General features: G+C 64.5%; 23 protein-coding genes. 9 read left to right on the top strand and 14 right to left on the bottom strand.

Annotated elements, in window-relative coordinates:
• Positions 1 to 3: 3 nt before the first annotated feature.
• The 7 genes from gmd to ACYCAX_RS24820 form a co-directional block, all read right to left on the bottom strand.
• Positions 4 to 975: a GDP-mannose 4,6-dehydratase gene (gene gmd, locus ACYCAX_RS24850; RefSeq protein WP_294977707.1), complete on the bottom strand. Its 972-nt coding sequence runs from the start codon at positions 973 to 975 to the stop codon at positions 4 to 6.
• The gene (locus ACYCAX_RS24845; RefSeq protein ID WP_015474885.1) at positions 972 to 1,889 is read right to left on the bottom strand and encodes a GDP-mannose 4,6-dehydratase; all 918 of its coding nucleotides are present in this window, start codon (positions 1,887 to 1,889) and stop codon (positions 972 to 974) included. The genes gmd and ACYCAX_RS24845 overlap by 4 nt, the downstream gene beginning before the upstream one ends.
• A 42-nt stretch (positions 1,890 to 1,931) precedes the next feature.
• A complete protein-coding gene (locus ACYCAX_RS24840; RefSeq protein ID WP_460249085.1) occupies positions 1,932 to 3,134 on the bottom strand; it encodes an acyltransferase family protein in 1,203 nt (400 codons plus the stop codon).
• A 13-nt stretch (positions 3,135 to 3,147) separates the two neighbouring features.
• Positions 3,148 to 4,344 carry an acyltransferase family protein gene (locus ACYCAX_RS24835; protein WP_460249084.1) on the bottom strand — a complete coding sequence of 399 codons (1,197 nt, stop codon included), beginning with the start codon at positions 4,342 to 4,344 and terminating at the stop codon, positions 3,148 to 3,150.
• An 11-nt stretch (positions 4,345 to 4,355) separates the two neighbouring features.
• The gene (locus ACYCAX_RS24830) at positions 4,356 to 5,198 is read right to left on the bottom strand and encodes a class I SAM-dependent methyltransferase (RefSeq protein ID WP_460249083.1); all 843 of its coding nucleotides are present in this window, start codon (positions 5,196 to 5,198) and stop codon (positions 4,356 to 4,358) included.
• A gap of 77 nt (positions 5,199 to 5,275) precedes the next feature.
• A complete protein-coding gene (locus ACYCAX_RS24825; RefSeq protein ID WP_460249082.1) occupies positions 5,276 to 6,841 on the bottom strand; it encodes a glycosyltransferase in 1,566 nt (521 codons plus the stop codon).
• Positions 6,838 to 8,331: a glycosyltransferase gene (locus ACYCAX_RS24820; protein WP_294977699.1), complete on the bottom strand. Its 1,494-nt coding sequence runs from the start codon at positions 8,329 to 8,331 to the stop codon at positions 6,838 to 6,840. Before ACYCAX_RS24820 ends, ACYCAX_RS24825 begins: the two co-directional genes overlap by 4 nt.
• A 338-nt stretch (positions 8,332 to 8,669) precedes the next feature.
• Between ACYCAX_RS24820 and ACYCAX_RS24815 the strand changes: the two genes are divergently transcribed.
• From ACYCAX_RS24815 to ACYCAX_RS24795, 5 genes are all read left to right on the top strand, one after another.
• Positions 8,670 to 8,867 (top strand): DUF1127 domain-containing protein, encoded by a 198-nt coding sequence (locus ACYCAX_RS24815; RefSeq protein ID WP_460249081.1) that lies wholly within the window; start codon positions 8,670 to 8,672, stop codon positions 8,865 to 8,867.
• A 94-nt stretch (positions 8,868 to 8,961) separates the two neighbouring features.
• Positions 8,962 to 9,282 (top strand): DUF2388 domain-containing protein, encoded by a 321-nt coding sequence (locus tag ACYCAX_RS24810; RefSeq protein ID WP_015474879.1) that lies wholly within the window; start codon positions 8,962 to 8,964, stop codon positions 9,280 to 9,282.
• 100 nt (positions 9,283 to 9,382) lie between these two features.
• The gene (locus ACYCAX_RS24805; RefSeq protein ID WP_015474878.1) at positions 9,383 to 9,676 is read left to right on the top strand and encodes a DUF2388 domain-containing protein; all 294 of its coding nucleotides are present in this window, start codon (positions 9,383 to 9,385) and stop codon (positions 9,674 to 9,676) included.
• A 37-nt stretch (positions 9,677 to 9,713) separates the two neighbouring features.
• Entirely contained in the window at positions 9,714 to 10,049 is a 336-nt protein-coding gene (locus ACYCAX_RS24800) for a DUF2388 domain-containing protein (protein WP_460249080.1), read from the top strand.
• On the top strand, positions 10,046 to 12,004 hold the full coding sequence (locus ACYCAX_RS24795; protein ID WP_460249079.1) for a DUF7844 domain-containing protein: 1,959 nt from the start codon (positions 10,046 to 10,048) through the stop codon (positions 12,002 to 12,004). The genes ACYCAX_RS24800 and ACYCAX_RS24795 overlap by 4 nt, the downstream gene beginning before the upstream one ends.
• 289 nt (positions 12,005 to 12,293) lie before the next feature.
• On the opposite strand, the gene ACYCAX_RS24790 is transcribed toward ACYCAX_RS24795, so the two are convergent.
• From ACYCAX_RS24790 to ACYCAX_RS24770, 5 genes are all read right to left on the bottom strand, one after another.
• Complete coding sequence (locus ACYCAX_RS24790; RefSeq protein WP_294976335.1) at positions 12,294 to 12,695, bottom strand: GFA family protein; 402 nt, start codon at positions 12,693 to 12,695, stop codon at positions 12,294 to 12,296.
• Positions 12,696 to 12,710: 15 nt separating this feature from the next.
• Complete coding sequence (locus tag ACYCAX_RS24785) at positions 12,711 to 13,442, bottom strand: phytanoyl-CoA dioxygenase family protein (RefSeq protein ID WP_294976332.1); 732 nt, start codon at positions 13,440 to 13,442, stop codon at positions 12,711 to 12,713.
• Positions 13,439 to 14,365, bottom strand: a complete 927-nt coding sequence (locus tag ACYCAX_RS24780) for a LysR family transcriptional regulator (protein ID WP_015474873.1) — start codon at positions 14,363 to 14,365, stop codon at positions 13,439 to 13,441. Before ACYCAX_RS24780 ends, ACYCAX_RS24785 begins: the two co-directional genes overlap by 4 nt.
• Before the next feature lie 75 nt (positions 14,366 to 14,440).
• A complete protein-coding gene (speB, locus tag ACYCAX_RS24775) occupies positions 14,441 to 15,397 on the bottom strand; it encodes an agmatinase (RefSeq protein WP_460249078.1) in 957 nt (318 codons plus the stop codon).
• 25 nt (positions 15,398 to 15,422) lie between these two features.
• On the bottom strand, positions 15,423 to 16,808 hold the full coding sequence (locus ACYCAX_RS24770) for a sodium:solute symporter family protein (RefSeq protein ID WP_015474871.1): 1,386 nt from the start codon (positions 16,806 to 16,808) through the stop codon (positions 15,423 to 15,425).
• A gap of 263 nt (positions 16,809 to 17,071) precedes the next feature.
• Here ACYCAX_RS24770 and ACYCAX_RS24765 point away from each other — a divergent pair, with 263 nt between their 5' ends.
• The gene (locus tag ACYCAX_RS24765) at positions 17,072 to 17,299 is read left to right on the top strand and encodes a CopG family ribbon-helix-helix protein (RefSeq protein ID WP_294976325.1); all 228 of its coding nucleotides are present in this window, start codon (positions 17,072 to 17,074) and stop codon (positions 17,297 to 17,299) included.
• Positions 17,296 to 17,577 carry a type II toxin-antitoxin system RelE/ParE family toxin gene (locus tag ACYCAX_RS24760; RefSeq protein ID WP_015474869.1) on the top strand — a complete coding sequence of 94 codons (282 nt, stop codon included), beginning with the start codon at positions 17,296 to 17,298 and terminating at the stop codon, positions 17,575 to 17,577. Before ACYCAX_RS24765 ends, ACYCAX_RS24760 begins: the two co-directional genes overlap by 4 nt.
• A gap of 246 nt (positions 17,578 to 17,823) precedes the next feature.
• Here the strand turns inward: ACYCAX_RS24760 and ACYCAX_RS24755 are convergent, their stop codons facing one another.
• Positions 17,824 to 18,111 (bottom strand): DUF2218 domain-containing protein, encoded by a 288-nt coding sequence (locus ACYCAX_RS24755; protein WP_015474868.1) that lies wholly within the window; start codon positions 18,109 to 18,111, stop codon positions 17,824 to 17,826.
• A 97-nt stretch (positions 18,112 to 18,208) separates the two neighbouring features.
• Between ACYCAX_RS24755 and ACYCAX_RS24750 the strand changes: the two genes are divergently transcribed.
• Complete coding sequence (locus ACYCAX_RS24750) at positions 18,209 to 19,135, top strand: LysR family transcriptional regulator (RefSeq protein WP_015474867.1); 927 nt, start codon at positions 18,209 to 18,211, stop codon at positions 19,133 to 19,135.
• Between the two features lie 43 nt (positions 19,136 to 19,178).
• Positions 19,179 to 19,634 carry a GNAT family N-acetyltransferase gene (locus tag ACYCAX_RS24745; RefSeq protein ID WP_015474866.1) on the top strand — a complete coding sequence of 152 codons (456 nt, stop codon included), beginning with the start codon at positions 19,179 to 19,181 and terminating at the stop codon, positions 19,632 to 19,634.
• 1 nt (position 19,635) lies between these two features.
• On the opposite strand, the gene ACYCAX_RS24740 is transcribed toward ACYCAX_RS24745, so the two are convergent.
• On the bottom strand, positions 19,636 to 20,586 hold the full coding sequence (locus ACYCAX_RS24740; RefSeq protein ID WP_460249077.1) for an alpha/beta fold hydrolase: 951 nt from the start codon (positions 20,584 to 20,586) through the stop codon (positions 19,636 to 19,638).
• Positions 20,587 to 20,760 lie beyond the last annotated feature (174 nt).

The following is a 20,760-nucleotide window of genomic DNA, read 5'->3' as shown; positions in this document are numbered from 1 at the left end:
GGACTACTCCTTGTCGACGCGACGCAGATCCGCATCAACCATCATGTGGATAAGAGACTCCAGGCTGGTCTTGGGACTCCAGCCCAGCACGCGTTCCGCCTTGGCGGGATTCCCGAGCAGGACGTCCACCTCGGCCGGACGGAAGAACGCCGGGTCTACCACAACATGATCCTGGTACTTCAGACCGACATAATCGAACGCGATGCGGCACATCTCCCGCACCGTCGTGGTGACGCCTGTCGCCACCACATAATCATCGGGGCGCTCCTGCTGGAGCATCAGCCACATGGCCTCGACGTAGTCCCCCGCAAACCCCCAATCCCGCTTGGCATCGATGTTGCCCAAACGCAGTTCGCCCTGTTTCCCGAGCTTGATCCGCGCCACCGCATCCGTGACCTTGCGGGTGACAAACTCGATACCCCGCAACGGCGACTCATGGTTGAACAGAATGCCGCTGGAAGCATGCAGGCCAAAGCTCTCCCGGTAGTTCACCGTGATCCAGTGACCGTACAGCTTGGCCACGCCGTAGGGGCTGCGCGGGTAGAACGGCGTACTTTCATCCTGCCGCTCGGCCTGGATCAGTCCGAACATTTCGCTGGTGGATGCCTGGTAGAAACGAGTCTCCGGGCTGAACTGCCGGATCGCCTCGAGCAGGTGGGTCACCCCCAGCCCATCGACGATGCCCGTGGTGACGGGCTGGTCCCAGGAGCTGCCGACGAAACTCTGCGCCCCCAGGTTGTAGACCTCGTCCGGCCTAGCCTTGATGATGGCGCGCTGGATCGAGCAGGCATCGGCCAGGTCGCCTTCCAGGTAGTGGATCCGGGACTCGATCTCCAGCTCGCGCAATCGCCAGCGGGTATCGGAGCTGCGCCGCGCTACCAGCCCGTATACCTGGTAGCCCTTGTTGAGAAGCAGTCTGGCAAGGTAAGCGCCATCCTGGCCGGTAACACCCGTGATCAGTGCAGTTCTTGTCATTCTTGTAACACCCGTGATTCCCAGTCGGACAGAATCGCCCGCAGGGTTTGTCTTATCGTTATTTCCGGCTTCCAGCCGGTCGCCTCATGCAGCTTCAGAAAGCTGCCACATACTCGGCGTTGCTCCGCCCGCCTCATGCGGGCAGCGTCCTGCACAAGCTCGATCTCGATACCGGCCAGCTCGCTCAACTGGACGATGAGATCGCGAATCTTTCGTTCCTGCCCCGAGCAGACGTTATACACCTCGCCTGCCATGCCTCGATCCAGGATTGCACAATAAGCGTCGATGACATCCGCCACATCCAGAAAGTCCCGCGTGACATCGATGTCTCCGACTTCGAGTCGCGGCGGCTGGAGCCCCCGGCCGATACGGGCAATCTGGCGCGCGGCGCTGGACAGCACGAAGCTCTCCTTCTGCCCCGCCCCCACATGATTGAACGGGCGCGCCAGCATGATGCGCCAGCCCTCGGTGTAACTCCATTGCCGGCACAGCAGCTCGGCGGAGAGCTTGCTCACCGCGTAGGGATTGCGCGGCGCCGGAATCATCTGCTCATGGATGGGCAGACACGCCTCGGCCACCTGCCCGTAGACGTCCCCGGAACTGACATACAGGAAGCTGCCCTGAAAGCCCGCCCGTTGTAGCGCCTGAAGCAGATTCAAGGTACCCAGCAGATTGACCTGGAAGGTCGCCTCCGGATCGCGGAAAGCCTCCGGGACGAAGGTCTGTCCAGCCAGGTGGATGACCGCATCCGGCAGCTCCTGCGCCAGGGCCGCATCCAGCGATGGCGGGCTGAGCAGATCGAAGGGCTTGTCTGCGACCAACCGCCAGGCGGAGTCCTTCTGCCCCGTGAGACGCGCGCGCAGATGACGCCCCACGAACCCCCTCAGACCGGTCACGAACAGTTTTCTAGACAAAGCGGTCCCCTGTTGATGAACGTTGGATCTGCTGTGATCGATTCACGCCAGCTCGCGCGCCGCAGTGGAGCGCACCGCAACATCCCGGCTGTCCTCCTCGGCGCCCACGAAGCGCGCCAGCCGCTGGCGAGCGAGCTCCGCACCTTTGCGGCGAAGCGGCTGCTCCACCAGCCGATAGTTCAACTCCGCCGCCACGACCATCATGACCAGCGCCGTCAGTACCAGTTCGAGCGTGAAGCTCGTCCCCAGTTCAACACCGCGCGCCTGAGCATAGCGGTGCCACAGTTCAGTGCTCGCATGGAAGGCGCAGATGTGAATTACATAAATCGCGTACGAACGCGAGCCCAGCCAGCCCAGCCCCTTCGAAAGCGCCGCGGGCACAGGCAAGTAGCCTTTGTCGTAACTGGCGATACCTACCAACAGCAACGAAACGATGGCGACCAGCCCAACGGCGACCGGCACCGCGATCATCTGTCCGGGAATGGCACCTAGGAGATAGACCAGCAGTCCTACGAACGCCACACGCAACCAGCCCTTGTCCGCCAGGAAAGTCGGTTCGAACTGCCGATAGAGTTCGGTACGGCTCACCAGGTACAGGATGACGCCCCACACCATCGCGTCGAGGCGGAACGAAAACAGCATGGCACTGACAGGTCCCGCGAACGGATCACGGCTAAGACCGAATTGCAGCGCGATGAGCCCAAGCAGGAGTCCTACCCGCCAACGCCAGGACCTGACCAGCAAGAGGAACAGTGGAAACAGCAAGTAGAACTGCTCCTCGAGCGCCAGACTCCAGTACACTGAGTTCGGGCCGAGCAGCTTGCCATACTGATTGGCAAGGTTGGCAGTAAAGGTCATGACTGCAGTCAGGCTGCGCAGGTTCTCGAACCAGGAGCCAAAGCTGCCCGACTGATTGAATGCAAGCGACAACGCCAGCGGAACCAGAATCCATAGCCACGCGGTTGGCAACAACCGGTAGAAACGCCGCAACCAGAAAGCCTGGGCAGCGACGGCAAACAGCCCTTTGTCATGATAACGGTCCAAGTGCTCCAGATAGCTCTTGCTGACGACATAACCGGAAATACAGAAAAAGAGGTCCACACCGGTCCAGGGCATATATACGCTGAGCAGTGGAAGAAACGTCTCACTGTAGAACGGCAGCAGTATCGGCAAGTGCGTCGCGATGGTCATGGCGATGGCCAATGCCCGCAGATACTCGATATCCAGATTCTTTTTATTATTCACGCAACGACTCCGGTCACGGCTCTTCCCTGACAGCAATAATTCCTGATCGGTGGGACTGGCTTTCACTTGTCCGAGTACCCTGTCCAACGAGCCAGGCATTGGCGATTTTCTTGCCTCGCTCGCGCAACGGAATTTCCAGCAGGCGGTAGTTCAACTCGGCCAACACCAGCGTCAGTACGATCGCAGTGATGAGGAACGGGTAGAAGAATGCGTCTCCGAAGCCAGGGCTCTCAGGGCTCAGGCGGAACCAGAGTTCACGGGTGAAGTAATAGGCCGGCATATGGATCAGATAAATCGCGTATGACCGGGCTCCCAACCAAACCAGCACACTCGATAGCGGCCCGAATACCGCACAGAGATAGTTACGGTTATAGGAAGCCGCCCATACCAGCGCCGCCGACAACAAGGCGATCACGCTGGAACGCATGCTGACGATATTGAGTGAGTTCGACCCCATCGCCAGCAACCCAATCAGAAGCACGGAAACGAAAATGCCGCTCATGAATGGGTTGTATAGGAACGAGGGCATGAAGAGCTGATAGGAGTCCCGACGCGACCAGATGGCAACGAGTACACCTAAACAAAGTGCATCCAAACGAGTGCAGACCAACAACATATGGTAGCCATCGCGCGGTAGCAGCAATTGCAGGATTGCTACCGCCGCCACCAGGACAATCAGTCGCTTTCTAAGCAGGACACACAGCAGGGGAAAGATTAGATAAAACTGCTCTTCCAACGACAAGCTCCAGTAATGCGCGGTTACTCCGTACTCGAAATGAGCAAACGAGGCGGCAAGCCGGAAATTGGCGATCTGGAGCACCGCAGCGACCGTGGCTTCTATGTTTGCCCGCACACTGCCAAATGCCCCTGACTGGTTAAAGAACGCCGCCGCCAGCAATGCCAGGGCCAGCCATAACCAGGCCGATGGCAGCAAACGCCATGCACGGCGAATCCAGAACGCAATCGATAGCTTCAGCGCATGTTCACGACTCGATGCCGCCTCAAGTCGAGGCACCAGATCGCGCGCGATCACAAAGCCAGAGATCGCAAAAAACAGATCAACCCCTGACGCTCCGCCGAAATAGCTGAAGAAACGGCTCAGGTTAGGAGTCATCCAGGTAAAGAGATTCAGGCTGGTGTGAAAAACCACCACCATCAGCACCGCAACGCCCCGTAGTAATTCAATGTCGGCGATCTTCTTGTTACTCATCTCTGTCGACTCTATGGCTTACGGGCGATGATCACCTGGCTCTTGGGCATGACCTGGTCCAGCGCCTCCTTAACCTTCGCGCCCTGAGGCAGGGAGAGCAATTCACTCCAGGTCCTGTCCCATTGATCGAGCAGCGGATGCCAGGGCTCCGAAAGACTCGGCTGGCCAGATGCCCAGTAGAAGAACCACCACAGCGTGCGATAGAAGCCATACCCCAGGCGCCGCTCGACCTCCAGGCCAGCTTCACGCACCAGGGCTTCGAACTCGTCGCGTTCGAAGATGTGGATATGGTTCGGCTTCTGGAAATAGCTGTCGGGAGCAATGCCCTGCTGCGCCTTCTCCCCGTGCGGGTCCGGTACCGTCAGCAAAAACAGCGAGCCAGGTTTGGCCACTCGCACCAGTTCGTTCAGAAAGCGCGCGGGATCGTCGACGTGCTCCAGCACCTCCATAGCGATAACCCGGCTGACACGCTCATTCTCAAGCGGAATCGGGTTGGCATCCGTGACCAACGGATAAACCGCACGGGCCTGTGTGTCGCGAACCCTTGCAACCGCGGTCTCGACATTCGATTCATCAATGTCAGCGACGAAAATTTCCGCCCCCTGACGTCCGGCGAACAGCGTGAACCCCCCATCGCCGCAGCCGATATCCAGCACGGAGTCTTCGGAGGTAATCGGGAATCCTTCGATCAATTCGCCCTTGTCATTCTTGAACCAGCCACTGAGCGACATGTCCACCAGCCCAACGGGCAAAACCAATGGCGACAACGATTCACTGTCAGGTACCGGAGGCTGTTCTACAGCGCCCTCATCCAGGTCTTTCTTCTGTAGCAGTTTCTTCAAGCGATAAAGCATCCGCACTCCTTATGAGCTCGATGTTGGCGCGGCACCGTGCCATGAAAACAGCACTGCTCCTTGAGTAATACGCTGACTCATCCGACCAGCTCTCCATCGAGTCGGAGTATCGACTCCAGGAAAGGATGCAGTCGTGAGTTGACCGCCTTGCGCGAGCAATAACCCTCCATCCGTAGGATGGCCTGGGCTGCCATCTCGCGATATACATCAGGCTCCTGCCGAATCAGTTGATAAGCCTTGCGATAAGCCTCGATCAACGACATCCAATCGATCTGCTGCCTGCACGTACGAATCGCCGATCGCGGGTCGTGCGGCCAGGAGGTTGCCTCCGCCCAGCTCTTCACCACGAAGGCCACCTGCTCATCGATGTAGTCGCTCATCCCCGAATGGGCGGGCGCGATCGCGGGCTTGCCGCAAGAAAGGAACTCCATCAGCGGCAGACACTGCCCTTCCCCGAAGGAAGCATTCACGACATAGGATGTGGATGACATCAACGCCTGGTAATCGGCATCCTCCAGATAACCGTGCATCAATACGATCCGGCACTGGAACGGCGGCAGGCGGGCCATGCAACGCGCCATCGCGGTCAGGGCCGAGCAGTAGTCGCGGTGGGTCAGCTTGAAGACCAGCACGGCATCGGGTGTCTCGGCGAATGCCGTGCAGAAGGCGGTGATCAGGTCCTGCCAGTTCTTCCGGCCGTCATAGGGGTTGAACACGGTGCTGAACACCACCCCTTGCAGTTCGATGGCGAACGGCGCCGGCGTGAACAACGCCCGATGAGGGAACGGATCCTCCTCGACGACATCCTGCTCGGCAGCCAGATCGGAAACCGGCTCCGATGCCACCCACTCTCGTCCCAGCAGCTTGCGCGCCACGCGCTTGGCGAACGCCGGCACAAGATCCTGCAGCACCAGCAGGTACCAGGTCGCCAGATAGCGGCGATGGATCTTCGCCCACTGGCGCCAGGAGAACGCCTCCCGAATCACGACGGGCTCGGCTACCACAGGGGGAATCGCATCGGACAGCCCCTCCTGCTCGACCGGCGGCGCCTCGCCCTTGAACAACAAATGCCAATGGTCAGGGTCCGCGTGCAGGAACAGCGACAGGTCCAGGTTTCGGCTGTCGAAGACAACCCCGTCGCCCCGGATCGTCTGCCGCTCCCCACCCCCGTCGGCCTGCCTGATGGCCTCGAAGGCATCCCAGACCGGCGACGGGACCGACAGAATCGGGTAGGCATCCGGCACCTGCTTGCGAACGGCGTCCACCGTCGACAGAGAATGGGTTATCGCCTGGCCGAACTGGCGCAGCATGAAGGCCCAGTCCTGGGCGTTGTCATGCAGCCAGGTCTCATGCGGAATGCTGTCGAACTCCCAGGCGAACACGGGGATCGTCGGGCACTCCAGGGTCGCCAGAGTCTTGTTGGGTGGCGAGAAGCTGAGGAAAACGCAAGGCTCGCCACGCTCCCGGCATTCGCGATAAAGCGCATCGACCTCGGTTGCGGGATCACTGATGACTACAACCTCGCCGAGCTCGCGCAGCGCGGGAAGGAACTCCTTCAGGACGAAGTAGTAGCTGTATTCCGGCGCTCCCAGGCTGGTGCGGATGGTCGCGGCATTGGTTTGCGAATAGACCAGGATCCTCATGAGCCGGCCCTCGCCTGCTGCCGCTCGGCAAGCGGGCCGGTCGAGGCCTGCGCCTGGGTCCGGGCGAAGAACGTACGCCAGGCCTCGGCCATGTCGTCCAGGGACGCCCGCTCGCGCACGACAGCGCGCGCACGTTGCGACAACGCTCGATAGCGTTCAGGCTCGTCGACGGCGATGGCGAAGCCACGGGCGAAGACCTCGCAGAACGACACCCAGTCCAGCCGATGGTCCCGCAGGTACAGGCGCTTATCCGGATCCCGCCCCCAGTACGCGGGCTGCACCGATGACCGAAGGCGCAGCTCGCTGTCGTCATCGACCCAGCCGGACAGCGCGCTATGGCAAGGCGCCAGCACCGGGCGCCCGGCGCTCATGAACTCCTGCACGGTAATCGCCGAAGCCTCGCTCTGCGCGGGGTGCACCAGGTAGTGGCTTGCCGCGACCAGGCGCTCGTACTCGGCATCCTCGAGATAGGCATTGATCACCACCACGCGGCACTGGAACGGCGAAAGGCGCGACAGATTGGTCAACATTGCGATCCGTCCCGAGGAAAGATCGCTATGAGTCAGCTTGAAGACCAGGGTGGCATCGGGCTGATCCCTGAAGGTCCAACAGAATGCGGTCAGCATTTCCGTCCAGTTGCGGGTTTCATCCTCGGCCCGCAGCACACAGGTGAAAACGACACCATGCAGACGCACACGCTGCTCAACCACCGGCAACTCATTTGAAACCACCTCCACCGTCACGGGAGGCGGTGCCGGCGCCTCCAACGGCGCCTGGCGAACCTGCAGTGGCGCGATAAAGGCTTCCTTGAACCAGTCCCGCAGCAACGCCCGGCTGACGCTCAGACGTTGCTGCCAGCGCGACGGCGCAGGCTCGTCGGATACGGGCTCGGCATCGAGCACCGGTTCAGGCTCCGGTTCAGGCTCTGGCTCCGGACGCGCGAGCCCGTCCACCGACAGCCCGATCGACGGGCTGTCCAGAAGCTGGCCCCGAAAGCTCAACGTGCGCGGCCGCAGCGACGGCGCGCAACCCTCCTCGCTGCCCAGGCCGGCAAAGCGCTCCCACGGCTGCGCGGCGCTGACCAGGACTGGGAAGTCGGCCCCCATCAGGCGACGTATCGCCCGTGCGGCCTGCTCGCTAAAGGTAATGGCGCCCGCGCTGCGCTCCAGATGAACGCGCCAGTCTTCGGGAGCCGTCTCCAGCGAGTCGAATGCCCAGGGCAGGACATGGAAACAGGGGCAGCCATCCTCCAGCCCCGAGGGCGGTGGAAATCCGAAGCTGCAGATCGCCACGCGATGCCCCTGATCACGTGCGTGACGGCAGAGCGCGGCTACATCGGTATCGGCAACCACCTCGACAGGCTCGCCCAGCCTCATCAGCACAGGCCAGAGGGCATGCGCGAGGAAATGCAAACCCTGTCCAGGGAGACCCAGGATTTCGGAGGGTGCCAGCCCTTCGAACTGACTCCGGACAAGAATGATCATCTTCATCTTTGTATTCAGCGCCCCGATATCAGAGGGCCATTGTTGTTATTGATGCTGGGTGCCCAAGGCTTCGATCGGACATCTCCGTGCCGGAACCCCAAAGGTCCTGTGTGAACGCAGAAGTGCAGCGGCGAGTGATCCCCCGTGTGGCGTCTAGAAAGCCATTTCAGGGGGGACATTGCAAGGAAATCGATACAGATGCCCTCCGCCTGCTGCAGAACAGTCATTCCGACCCCGCACAGTGTGCCTACACAAACACACCCAGCTGTGACTGGCGAGTCGAGTTCGGTAACCGACATCCTTGCCCTCCCACCTTGATCCAAACCTGTGAGGAGGATCGCATCATGGACAGCACGCCTCTACTCGCCGTCTCCTATCCTCGTCAACCGGTGAGAACCGCACGCCTGCGGGCGTTCCGGCAATGGCTGCAGAACGCCCGCACCCGCCGCCAGCTGGCAGCGCTGGACAGCCGACAACTGGCCGACATCGGCATCAGCCCCAGCGAACGCATGAGAGAAATTTCGAAACCGTTCTGGCGCTGATCTCTGGTGACGCCCCTCAGTCTTGGCTAGTCTGAGCTCAGGTAGAGTGGCCTCCCCCCCGGCCACCTTGTTTGATCCTATCCGGAGCCACTCCATGAAGAAGAGCCTTCAACTGATCGCCGCCGCCGCCCTGATCGGCAGCGCCACCGGCGCCTTCGCCACCAGTTTCGTCTACACCACCGACCTGTCGGTGCGCGCCACCGGCGCCACTTCCGACGCCACCTCCAACATCAGCAACTCCTTCAAGGACGACAAGATCGTCCTCGAAGCCAAGGACGACGCCGCCACCTTCGTCGCCAGCCAAGGCGAGATCCGTGGCGCCCACCTGGAAGCCGCCCTGCGCCACATCCGCACCAGGATGCCGGCCCTGGCCGCCAACGACCAACAGCTGGCACAGGCCATCCTGACCATCTGACGCCTCCCCGCGCCGGGCACTCCGCCCGGCGCGCCGCGCTGGCCCTCGCCGGCACATTCCGTTAGCCTTGGCGGTCGTGCTTTTCCGATCATCTCCGCCCATGCGCCCTCTACTGCTCCTGTTGCCGATATCGTTCTGCGCCCTGCCCGCCCAGGCGTTCGACCAGACCACCCAGTTCCCGGTGAAGACCAGCTACGTCACCAGCAAACTGACCAGTACGCCGTTCGAGAACAAGCTGCTGCGCAACGCCCGTGACGACGCCGCAGGGTTCATCGCCACTGGTGGCGAGCTGCGCGGCGTCCGCCTCGAAGCGGCGCTGCACTGGCTGCGCCAGCGTCATCCGGAGCTCGCGGCGAACGATCGGGAACTGGCCGAAGCGATTCTTGCCCAATAAGTCGTGAGCAGCTCCCGCTGCCCTTTCGGAGACATCCATGCGCCTTTGCTCGATCCCCAAGAGCCCCCTGATCCTCGGTCTGCTGCTCGCCGCCTGCGCTTCCGGCGCCCAGGCGCAGTCGGTGATTCGCGTGTTCAACATCACCACCAACGCCTTTGCCCGCAGCATCGACTTCACCTCGGACACCACCACCTCCGTGCGCGACATGAAGATCGTCCAGGAAGCCCGCGACGACGCCGCCAGCTTCGTTGGCAGCGCCGGTGCGATCCGTGGCGCCCAGCTGGAAGCCGCGTTCAAGGTGCTGCGCGAAGACGTGCCGCAGGCGCGTGACGCCTCCGACCAGGCCCTGGCCGAAGCCATCCTCGCTCTGTGAGACTCCGGGTTGGCCGCTGGCTGGCGGCCCTTGCACTGATCGTCGCCGCCAGCAGCCAAGCCTCGCTCCGCCTGGAGCTCGACACCGACGGATTGACCGGCGCCCAGCGCCAGGCCAGCCAGCGACTGCTGGACGAGGCCCTGCAGACGCTGCCGGCCGGCTTCGTCGAGCGCCTCGACCGCACCGTCGAGGTGCAGTGGCGCGACGACCTGCCCAGCAACGGCATGGGCCGCGCCCTGCGCCCCGACGCTATCGCCCTGAGCAACCGCTACCTCGCCGCGCTCACCGACGGCAGCGCCGCCACCCAGCAGACCGGCCGCACCCACGGCACCCTGCGCCGCGAGCTGCTGGCCGCCCTGCTCCACGAGCTCACCCACCTGTACGACCGTGCCCGCCTGTGGGACGCCGACGAAGCCCGCGTCATCCGCCGCTGCACGATGCGCGACAAGAGCCTGGGGCGCGTCGGTGCCCCCTCGGAGTGCCGTGGCCAGACCGGCCGCCGCTTCACCCTGTCGGACGACCCGCGCCTGCTCGACCTGGCCGGCTGGCCGCAGTACGCCGGCAAGCACGGCGAGCGCGAACAGCACAACCGCTTCGTCCTGCGCACCCCGGACAGCTACGAGCTGAGCAACCCGCGCGAGTACGTCGCGGTGAACATGGAGTACTTCCTCCTCGACCCCAGCTACGCCTGCCGCCGCCCCGCGCTGTACCGCTACTACGCCGCGCGCTTCGGCGAGCGCCCGCATGACACCTGCGCCAGCAGCTACGCCTACCTCAATGCCGGCCGCGACTTCGGTCGCCAGCCGCTGGGCTACCTCGACCCGGAGCGGGTCTACGAGGTGGACTACTTCATCGCCGAGGCCAACAACGACATCGCCAGCCGCTGGGGGCACACCATGCTGCGCCTGGTGGTCTGCGCGCCGGGCCGCCCGCGCGGGCCGGACTGCCGTCTGGACCTCGACCAGCACCTGGTGCTGTCCTTCCGCGCCTTCGTCGGCGACCTGCAGCTCTCCAGCTGGGACGGCCTGACCGGCGCCTACCCGTCGCGGCTGTTCGTGCTGCCGCTGTCGCAGGTGATCGAGGAGTACACCAAGGTCGAGCTGCGCAGCCTGGCCTCGATCCCGCTGCGCCTGAGCCGCGAGGAGATCAACAGCCTGGTGGAGCGCTCCGCGCAGAGCCACTGGAGCTATGACGGCAACTACTACTTCCTGTCCAACAACTGCGCCGTGGAAACCCTGAAGCTCCTGCGCAGCGGCGTCCCGCGGCAAAGCCTGCAGAGCATGGACAGCATCACCCCCTACGGCGTGCTCGGCCTGCTGGAAAACCAGGGCATCGCCGACCCGAGCGTGCTGGACAACCCCAAGGAAGCCCTGCGCCTGGGCTATCGCTTCGACTCCTTCCGCGACCGCTACCAGGCCATGTTCGACGTGCTGAAGCAGCGCCTGGACATCCGCCAGGACAAGGTCGAGGACTGGCTCGCGCTGCCCGCCACCGAGCGCCGTCCGTGGTTCGACAAGGCCGACCTGCGCGCCAGCGCCGCCCTGCTCCTGCTCGAACAGGCCTCGCTGCGCCGTCAGTTGCTGCTGGCCCAGGACGAGCTCAAGCAGCTCTACCTGAGCAACCGCGACGACCTGAGCGCCGACACCCGGCTGGCCACCGCCGGCAAGACGCTGCAACAGATCCTCGACGACAGCGGCTTCCTCAGCCGCCCGGCGGAACTGCTCGACGGCGGCTACGGGCTGCCCCAAGCGAAGGAAACCACCACCCTCGAGCAGCAGACGCAGCAACGGCAGAAGCACCTGCGCCAGCTCAGCGACGACCTCGACCGCGAAGTGCGCGCCCTGCTGACGCCCGAGCGCCGCGCCGAACTGGCGGCGCTGGAGGCCAACACCAAGCAGATCGGCGCGCACCTGCGTGCGTTGCACAAGGCGGCGGGCGGGTTCGAACTGCCCTGACAGGGTTCAGGGCTCGTAGGAGCGAGGCATCGCCAGCGTAGGGCGTACAACCGTTCGCGGTTGTACGCCGATTCACCCGTCCCCATCGCGACTCCATAGCCGGCCTCGGATTGCCCCGAAGCCAAGGTCAAACGGCGCATAACGTCGAACGTTATACGCCCTACATTCGTGCGTAGTCCGCTCGCCCATCCGACGCGCCGTTCGCGAGCAAGCTCGCTCCTACGAAGAGCCTGACGGCGTAATACCTGTGGGAGCGAGCTTGCTCGCGAACAAAACCCCTCGTAGAAAACTAGAGCTTCTCCTCCCACTCCTCCGGCAGCTGCTCATCCAGGTGAATCCACGGCAGCCGACTCTTCACCCAGATATGCCGATTCGGCGCCACATTGGCCACGTCGTCCAGCGTCGCCGTGGTGAGGTCCAGGGTCTCCGGCGCGAGGTCGGTGAACAGCGCCAGTTGCGCCCCGCAGTTGCCGCAGAAGTAACGGACGCAGGACGGCGAAGAGTGGTACTCGGCGGGCGTGCCGGCGGTCCAGCGGAAGCTTCCCAGCGGCACCGTGGCCCAGGTGGTGACGATGCCGCCGGTGGTGCGCCGGCAGATCGAGCAGTGACAGTGGGCAACGTCGTGCAGCTCGGCGTCACACGCATAACGCACCTGCCCGCAATGGCAGCCACCGGCATGTGTAGCACTCATGGGGGTTCTCCTGGTTCAGTCGTATTCGGCGGCCTCGTGGTCGCCCAGCAGCCGCCGTTGTCGCGGTGTGCAGGCGGCGAGTACCTCGGGGTCGAAGGTCCAGTCCAGGTAGGGCGAGAACTTCTGCGCGACCATCCGCCGGCCGTAATGCACCTGCAGCAGGTAGCGCGTGCGGTCGCTCAGGTTGCGGCTGCCGGCGTGCCACAGGTCGCTGCGAAACAGCAGGCAATCGCCGGCGCGGCACAGCACCGGCTCGGCCACCCTGCCCCGCCATTCGCGCTCGTCCGGCCGGGGCGCCCGGCCCGCGCGGTGGCTGCCGGGAATCACCCAGGTCGGACACAGGGCTTCGTCGATGTCATCCAGGTAGATCTGCGCGGTGCAGATGAACATCGGCACCTCGAAACCCGAGTCCAACAGCTCCGCCGGCAGCGCGACGGGCAGATAGTCCTGGTGCATCTCGGCACCGATGAAACCGGGATGGCAGCGCCAGGCGGTCTGGCCGATCGCATGGCAGTCCGCGCCCAGCGCCGCTTCGGCCAACCCGATCAGCTCCGGCGGATCGAGATACGGCAGCCAGCGCGGCGAGCGGTTGAACACGCACTTGTAGTGATCCACCAGGCCTTCGTAGTCCCAATGGAACGGCCGCAGGCCATCGATCAGCTCGCGCACGTCGGCCACCTGCGCGGCATCCAGCAGGCCACGCAGCAGGACGAAGCCATCCTCGTGCAGCGCCTGCAGGCGGCTCACGGGGCGAGTTCTCCGCTCCCCAGTGCGACCTGGGCGCGCGCCAGCGCATCGAGGAACGCCCCCAGCACCTCGCCCGGCTCCGCGCCCTGGCGCGTCACGCAATGGAACTCGGAGACGTAGGCCAGCTGCGCCGGGCGGATCGCCCGCAGGCGTCCCTCGGCCACCCACTCGCCGGCGTAATGGGTCGGCAGGTAGCCGATGAAGGTGCCGCTGAACACCAGGTTGGCGATGGCTTCCATGCTGTAGGCGTTGGTGGAGCGGCTGAACACCAGGCCGTGGGGGCGCCGGCTCTCGGCCATGTAGCCGCGCCCGACGTACTCGGCGGCGCAGATCCGCTCCAGCGGCGGCTCGTCGTCCACGCGGTCGAAGAACGGATGCTCGCGGGCGCAATAGAGGTTCTGCTCCTCGCGGAACAGCGGTTGGTAGCAGAGCCCGGACAGGCGATGGTGGAAGGCGCCGATGGCCAGTTGCAGACGCTCTTCGAGCACGGCGTTTTCCAGCTCGTCCGGGCGCTGCGTATGCAGGTTCAGGCGCACGCGCGGATGGCTCTCGCGGAACAACCGGATCGCCAGCGGCAGCGGCCAGCACTGCTGGCCGAGCACCCCGTCGACGCAGCCCAGGTGCAGCACCTCGCGGTCGCGGCCACCCAGGCCCGTCACCTGCTCGCGGAAGCGCTCGATGTCGACGAACAATCCCTGCGCCGCCTCATACAGCTGCTGCCCTTCCTCGGTGAGCTGGAAGCCGCTGCTGCCCCGCCGGCACAGCGAGTAACCCAGGCGTACTTCAAGGTCGCGCACCAGTACGCTCAGCCGCGACAGGCTGGTGTTCAGGCGCACCTGGGCGGCGGTGAAGCCACCCGCTTCGACGATGGTGCAGAAAGTGCGCAGCAGGCGCAGGTCGATATCGGAAAGATTGCCCAGCATGGGAGTTCTCGCGGCGGCGGGCGCAGGCCCTTCGTTATAGCGCCGACGGCGCCGCCCCGTGAACCCCCAGGGCGGTCAACGGCGTGCAGCGACCGAATCGGCCAGCACGCAGAGCAGCTCGAACATCATGGTGGCGCCCACCAATGCGGTCGCCCCGCCCTGGTCGAACGGCGGCGAGACCTCCACCACGTCGGCGCCGATCAGGTTCAGCCCCTGCAGGCCGCGGATCATGTGCTGCGCCTCCAGCGTCGTCATGCCGCCGATCTCCGGCGTGCCGGTGCCGGGCGCGAAGGCCGGGTCGAGCACGTCGACATCGAAGGTCACGTAGGTCGGCCCCTGCCCCACCACCCGGCGCACTTCGGCCAGCGTGGCGGCGACGCCCAGGTCGGCGAACTCTTCCATGTGGATCACCCGAATGCCTTGCTCGCGGGCGAACGCTTCATCGTCGGCGTCGTAGATCGAGCCGCGAATGCCAATCTGCACCGTGCGCTTCGGGTCCAGCAAGCCTTCCTCGATGGCACGGCGGAACGGCGTGCCGTGGGTGTAGGGGTTGTCGCCGAAGTAGCGGTCGTTGGTGTCGGAGTGGGCATCGAAATGCACCATGCCGATGGGCCGTTCGGCGGCCAGCGCACGGAAGATCGGCAGGGTCACCAGGTGGTCGCCGCCGACCGACAGCGGGATGGTTCCGGCGGCGTGGATGCGCCGGTAGAAGCCTTCGATCTGCGCGAGCGAATCGAGCAGGTCGATGGGGTTCACCGGGGCGTCGCCGATATCGCCGATGCGCAGCAGGTCATAGGGTGCGATGTGGCTGACGTGGTGCACCTTGCGCATCAGGCTCGACTGGTTGCGCACCTCGCGCGGGCCGTGGCGGGCGCCGGCGCGATTGGTGGTGCCGCCGTCCCAGGGCACGCCGAGCAGGGCGATGTCCACCTGCGCCGGGTCCTCGAAGATCGGCAGGCGCATGAAGCTGGGGATGCCGGCGAAACGCGGGATCTGCGCGGCATCCAGGGGTTGCGGGAAGTCATGGGGCATGGGGCGTCTCCTGTCTGATTGAGGTTCAGTCGGCCTGCGCCTGCAGGCTGGCGGCGGGTGCGCCGGCGAGGCTGACCACCACGAAGGTGACCAGGCTGGCGAGCAGGCCGTAGGCGATGGGGGTATTGGCGAGGACGCCGTCGATGGCCATGAACAGGACCACCACCAGGCTGCCGACGACGATGCTGGCGATGGCTCCGCGTGCCGAGGCGCGGCGCCACAGCAGCGCGCCGAGGATCGGCACCAGCAGGCCGCCGACCAGCAGGTTGTAGGCGATGCTCAGGGCGCCGATGACGTCGTTCACCAGGCACGCCAGGGCCAGCATCACCACGCCCATCAACAGGGTGAACAGGCGGCTCTCGCGCAGGCCGTTGGGCGCGCCGGGGCGCAGGAAGCGCGCATAGACGTCCTCCTGCAGCACCGTGGCGGCAGCCAGCAGGCAGCCCGAGGCAGTGGACATGATGGCCGACAGCGCCGCCGCGACCACCAGCCCGCGCAGGCCGGGTTCGAGCACCTGGCGGGTGATCTCGGCGTAGGCGTTCTCCGGCACCGCCAGGTTGGGGATCAGCACATGGGCGGCGGCGCCGATCAGCGCGCAGGCCAGGCCGTAGAGCATGCAGTACACGCCCGCGCCGAGGCCGGCGTAGCGCACCACCTTCTCGCTGCGCGCGGTGAACACGCGCTGCCAGATGTCCTGGCCGATCAGCGCGCCGAAGAAGTACAGCAGAAAGTAGGTGAGGATGGTGTCCAGGCCGATGTGGCCGAGGTCGAAGAAGCCCGCCGGCAGCACTTCCTGCATGTGCGACAGGCCGCCCGCCTTGCTGATCGACAACGGCAGCAGCACGGCGAAGATGCCAAGGGTCTTGATCACGAACTGGATGATGTCGGTGAGGGTCAGCGACCACATGCCGCCGATCACCGAGTAGACGATGACGATGCCGCCACCGCAGAGGACCGCCGGGATGCGCGGGATCTCGAAGACCACCTCGGTCACCGAGCCGATGGCGATGGTCGCGGTGACCGCCACCATCAGGTCGTAGGCGACCATCACGATGCCGCCGATCAGCCGCGAGGACGCCTGGTAGCGCTGCTCGAGGATCTGCGTGACGGTGTAGACCTTCAGCCTGGCGATCTGCCGCGAGAACACCAGGCTGAGGACGATGATCCCCAGGCCCAGCATGAACACCAGCCACAGGCCGGACAGCCCGTAGAGGTAGCCGAGCTTCACCGTGCCGATGGTGGACGCGCCACCCAGTACCACGGCGGCCATCGTGCCCAGGTATAGGCCGGGGCCGAGGCGGCGCCCCGCCACGAGGAAGTCGGTCTGGTTGCGCGCCTTGCGCATTCCGTACCAGCCCAGGGCGAGCATGCCCAGGGCGTAGACCAGCATGATCAGGTAATCGAGCAGCATCGCGGGAGGCTCCTGTTGTTGTTGTGTGGGATTCAGGCCGTCGCTCCGCAAGCCTGATCCGCCAGCCTCCCCCGGCAAATCCCCAAAGCCTGAAGCCAACTTTCGCTAGCGCAAAAGTAGCGCCGCAGCCCGCGCCGGGCGGGCCTTCCGCGCCCTCCTCCGACGGCTTTCCAGAAAGATTTCTCTCTCGCCAACTGCTTGATTCGTATACGTATGTTATCGTTGTAAACACTGTATACAGCGTAAACGGAACTGTACGAAAAGTGACCACCGTTATCTCCTTCCGCGCCGATGACGCCCTCGCCCAGGCCCTGGACCAATTGGCCCGCGCCACCCACCGGGACAGGCCCTACCACCTGCGCCAGGCCCTGGCGCAGTACCTGGAGCGCCAGAGCTGGCACGTGGCGGCCATCGATGAAGGCGTGGCGGACGCCGATGCCGGCCACCTGCTGGAGCACGTCGTCATCGAATCCAAGTGGGGGCTGGCATGAGCCTGGTGTGGACGCACAAGGCCGCGGCCGACCTGGACGCCATCTACGACCACTACGTGGTGCTGATCGGCCCGGAGAAGGCGCTGCGGGCCATCCAGGACATCGTCGAGCAGGTTCGTCCGCTGGCGAACCTCGACCAGAGCAGCAGCGGCGTACCCAGCGAAGTGCCGGGCGTCAGGGAATGGCCGGTCGAGCGCTGGCCCTACCAGGCCGCCTATCGGGTAAAGGCGCGTTCTGTACAGATTTTGCGCATCGACCGTGTGGATAACTCGGGGTAAAAGTGGCCACACGGTTACAAGATATTTCCAAGTATTGACTTTTCTGTTTGATCACAAATCGTACAAATAGATATAAATCAAGTAATTGGTCATTTTTCGTCTTATGTATTTTGCAAAGCACAAAATACGAACGAAGAATTCGATTATGGTCATTCGAGCTGAGCGACGGCTGACTTTCTCCAGGCAATAAAAAACCCGGCCAAGGCCGGGTTTTTTCGTTTTTGCGGGCTTTTTTCGAAAAGCGCGTCAGGCAGCCTGCCAATCGACCGGCAACTGCCCTTCTTTCCAGGCGAAACGGTCGAGATGGCTGACCACCACGCCCTGCAAGCGCTGCAGGGCCTCGGCATCGTCGGCTTCGGCGTCCATCAGTAAGGCTTCGGACGTGGCCTGCATGCGACAGGTGCCGAAATCGAAACGCAGCACGCCGCGATCCTCGGTCAGCTCCACCGGAAGCTTGTGGGCGAAGTGATTGCACAGGCGCTTGAGGTAACGCGCGGCGTCAGGGGTGGCGACAGTGGCACGGCTCAGCGGCATCGTTCTCTTCTCCTTTTTCGGGAGTTGCCATGCTAGAGGGGGGAAATCCAGGGAAAAACCCACTATTTTGCCTTTCACTCTTAAGCGGAGCTTCACAATGGACAACCTCAAGGGCATGGCGGTCTTCGCCACCGTGGTGGCCCGCGGCTCGATGGCCGCCGCCGCCGAGAGCCTGGGCATGACACCCTCGGCGGTCAGCCAGCAGATCCGCAAGCTCGAAGCCCACGCCCAGGTGACCCTGCTGCACCGCACCACCCGCAAGCTCACCCTGACCGAAGCGGGTGAAGCCTTCTACCGCAGTTGCGCGCAGATGCTGGCGATCGCCGAGGAGGCCGAGCAGCGCCTGGGCGAATGGCGCGAGGCGCCGGTGGGCGAGTTGCGCCTGGCCGCGCCGGTGGGCTTCTCCGGCCAGTTGATCAGCGAGGCCCTGCGCCCGCTGCTGGAGAACCACCGGCAACTGCGCCTGCAACTGTTCTTCCACGACGAGCAGATCGACCTGATCGAGCAGCGCATCGATCTGGCCATCCGCGTCGGCAGCCTGTCCGATTCCAGCCTGGTCGCGCGCCACCTGGCCGAATGGAACAACATCATCTGCGCAGCGCCTGCCTACCTGCGGCGCCTGCCGGCCATCGAACATCCGCAGCAACTGCAGGACGTGGACTGGCTGGCGCTCAATACCGTGGCGCACCAGGGCTACCTGACCTTCAGCGGCCCGGGTGGGTCGGGTGGGGAAGTCTGCAAGCTCCGCCTGGAGCCGCGCGTCGCCGCCAACAGCATGATCGCCCTGCGCCAGTTCACCCTTGACGGCCTCGGCGTTTCCGCGCAGCCCGAGCCGGAAGTCCGCGAGGCGCTGGAGGAGGGCAGGCTGGTACGGCTGCTGCCGGCGTGGAGGCTGCCGCCCTTCGGCATCTACGCCGTCACCCCGCGCCGCGATGCGCAACCGGCCAAGGTGAAGGTGGCCATCGAGGCGCTGCGCCGTCACCTGGGGGGCTCGGCCCCGCTGCGCTTCCACGCGCCGGTGTGAGGCGCGCTACCATGACCGCCTCGATGACTGGAGCGACTCCGACATGGCCCTGAACTGGACCTGCAAGCACCACCGCGACCTGAGCAAGGACGAGCTGTACGCCATCCTGCGCCTGCGCACCGAAGTCTTCGTGGTGGAGCAACGATGCCCCTACCAGGAAGTCGACGGCCAGGACCTGGTCGGCGACACCTGCCACCTGATGGTGGAAGAGGACGGTCAGTTGCTCGGCTACCTGCGCCTGCTGGACCCGCAGCGCCACGAGGGCGACGTGGTGATCGGCCGCGTGGTGATCGCCCCGCAGGGCCGCGGCACCGGACTCGGCCACCAGTTGATGGAACAGGCACTGCAGGCCATCGCCCAACGCTGGCCGGGGCTGCCGGTGTATCTCTCGGCCCAGGCGCACCTGCAGGGCTACTACGGCCGCTATGGCTTCACGCCGGTGACCGACGTCTACCTGGAAGACGACATCCCGCACATCGGCATGCGCCGCAACGCCTGACTCAGGCCGGGTAATGCCTGGCGAGGAAATCGCCCAATAGCGCGTTGACCCGCTCCGGCTGCTGGTTCTGGATCCAGTGGCCGCAGTTCTCCAGCACATGCTGTTCGAGCTTCGGCACGTGCTCGGGCATGCGCTGCACGGTGTACGCCTCGAAGCGCCCCACCGGGTCGCGGTCACCGATCAGGAACAGCGTGGGTTGTTCGACCTTGCGCCCGGCCAGCGGCTCGGTGCGCCGCCAGGTGCGCTCGAAGTTGCGGTACCAGTTCAGCGCGCCGTGGAAGCCGCGCCCGGCAAAGGTCCGCACATACCACTGGAAGTCTTCGGCGCTGCACCAGGCGGGATGCTCCGGCGGGGGAGGCAGACCGTCGAACAGGCGGCCCTCGGGCGACTGATCCGGCGCCAGGCGCACGTTGTCGCCGAGGAAGTGGCGCAGGCTGGTGGCGATGTCCGCATCCAGCTCGGCTTCGGCGCGGCCGGGCTGCTGGAAGTAGAGAATGTAGAAGAATTTGCCGGCGAACACCTCGCGCATGATCTCCACGGCGGGGCGCTTGGCGCGGCCGGCGAAGGGCACCGACAGGGTCGCCAGCACCTCCACGCGCCGTGGCTCCAGCAGCGCCAGATGCCAGGCCACCGGCGCGCCCCAGTCATGCCCGACCATTGCCACGCGTTGGTGGCCGAGGGCGTCCATCGCGCCCTGGATATCCGCACAGAGCGTCAGCACGTCGTAGGCGTCCACCGACTCCGGCGCGCTGGTCTGGCCATAGCCGCGCATCTCCGGGACGAACACGCGGTAACCGGAGGCGGCGAGGGCGCGCATCTGGTGTCGCCAGGAATGCCAGCACTCGGGGAAGCCGTGCAGCAGCCAGACGGGCTTGCCGTCCGCCGGCCCGCAGCTGTACAGGCTGAGCTGGATGCCGTTGACCGCCAGCAACTGGTGTTCGAACTCGTGCATGACGCGACCTTCCTTGAATGCCAGGTTCAACTATGCCGTGCCTGGCGCGCAGCCTGAATCGTATTCATCGGGCGAATGTAGCGCTCTCACCAGTCCCTACGCGGATGCATCGCCTGTAGGAGCGAGCTTTGTCTAGTCCTGAAATAGGTTTACACCTCTGAGGGTTGGCACCAG

It is taken from the genome of Pseudomonas sp. MT3 (assembly GCF_054720805.1).
The sequence above is the reverse complement of the archived record's forward strand: the minus strand, read 5'-3'. Positions and strand labels throughout refer to the sequence as shown.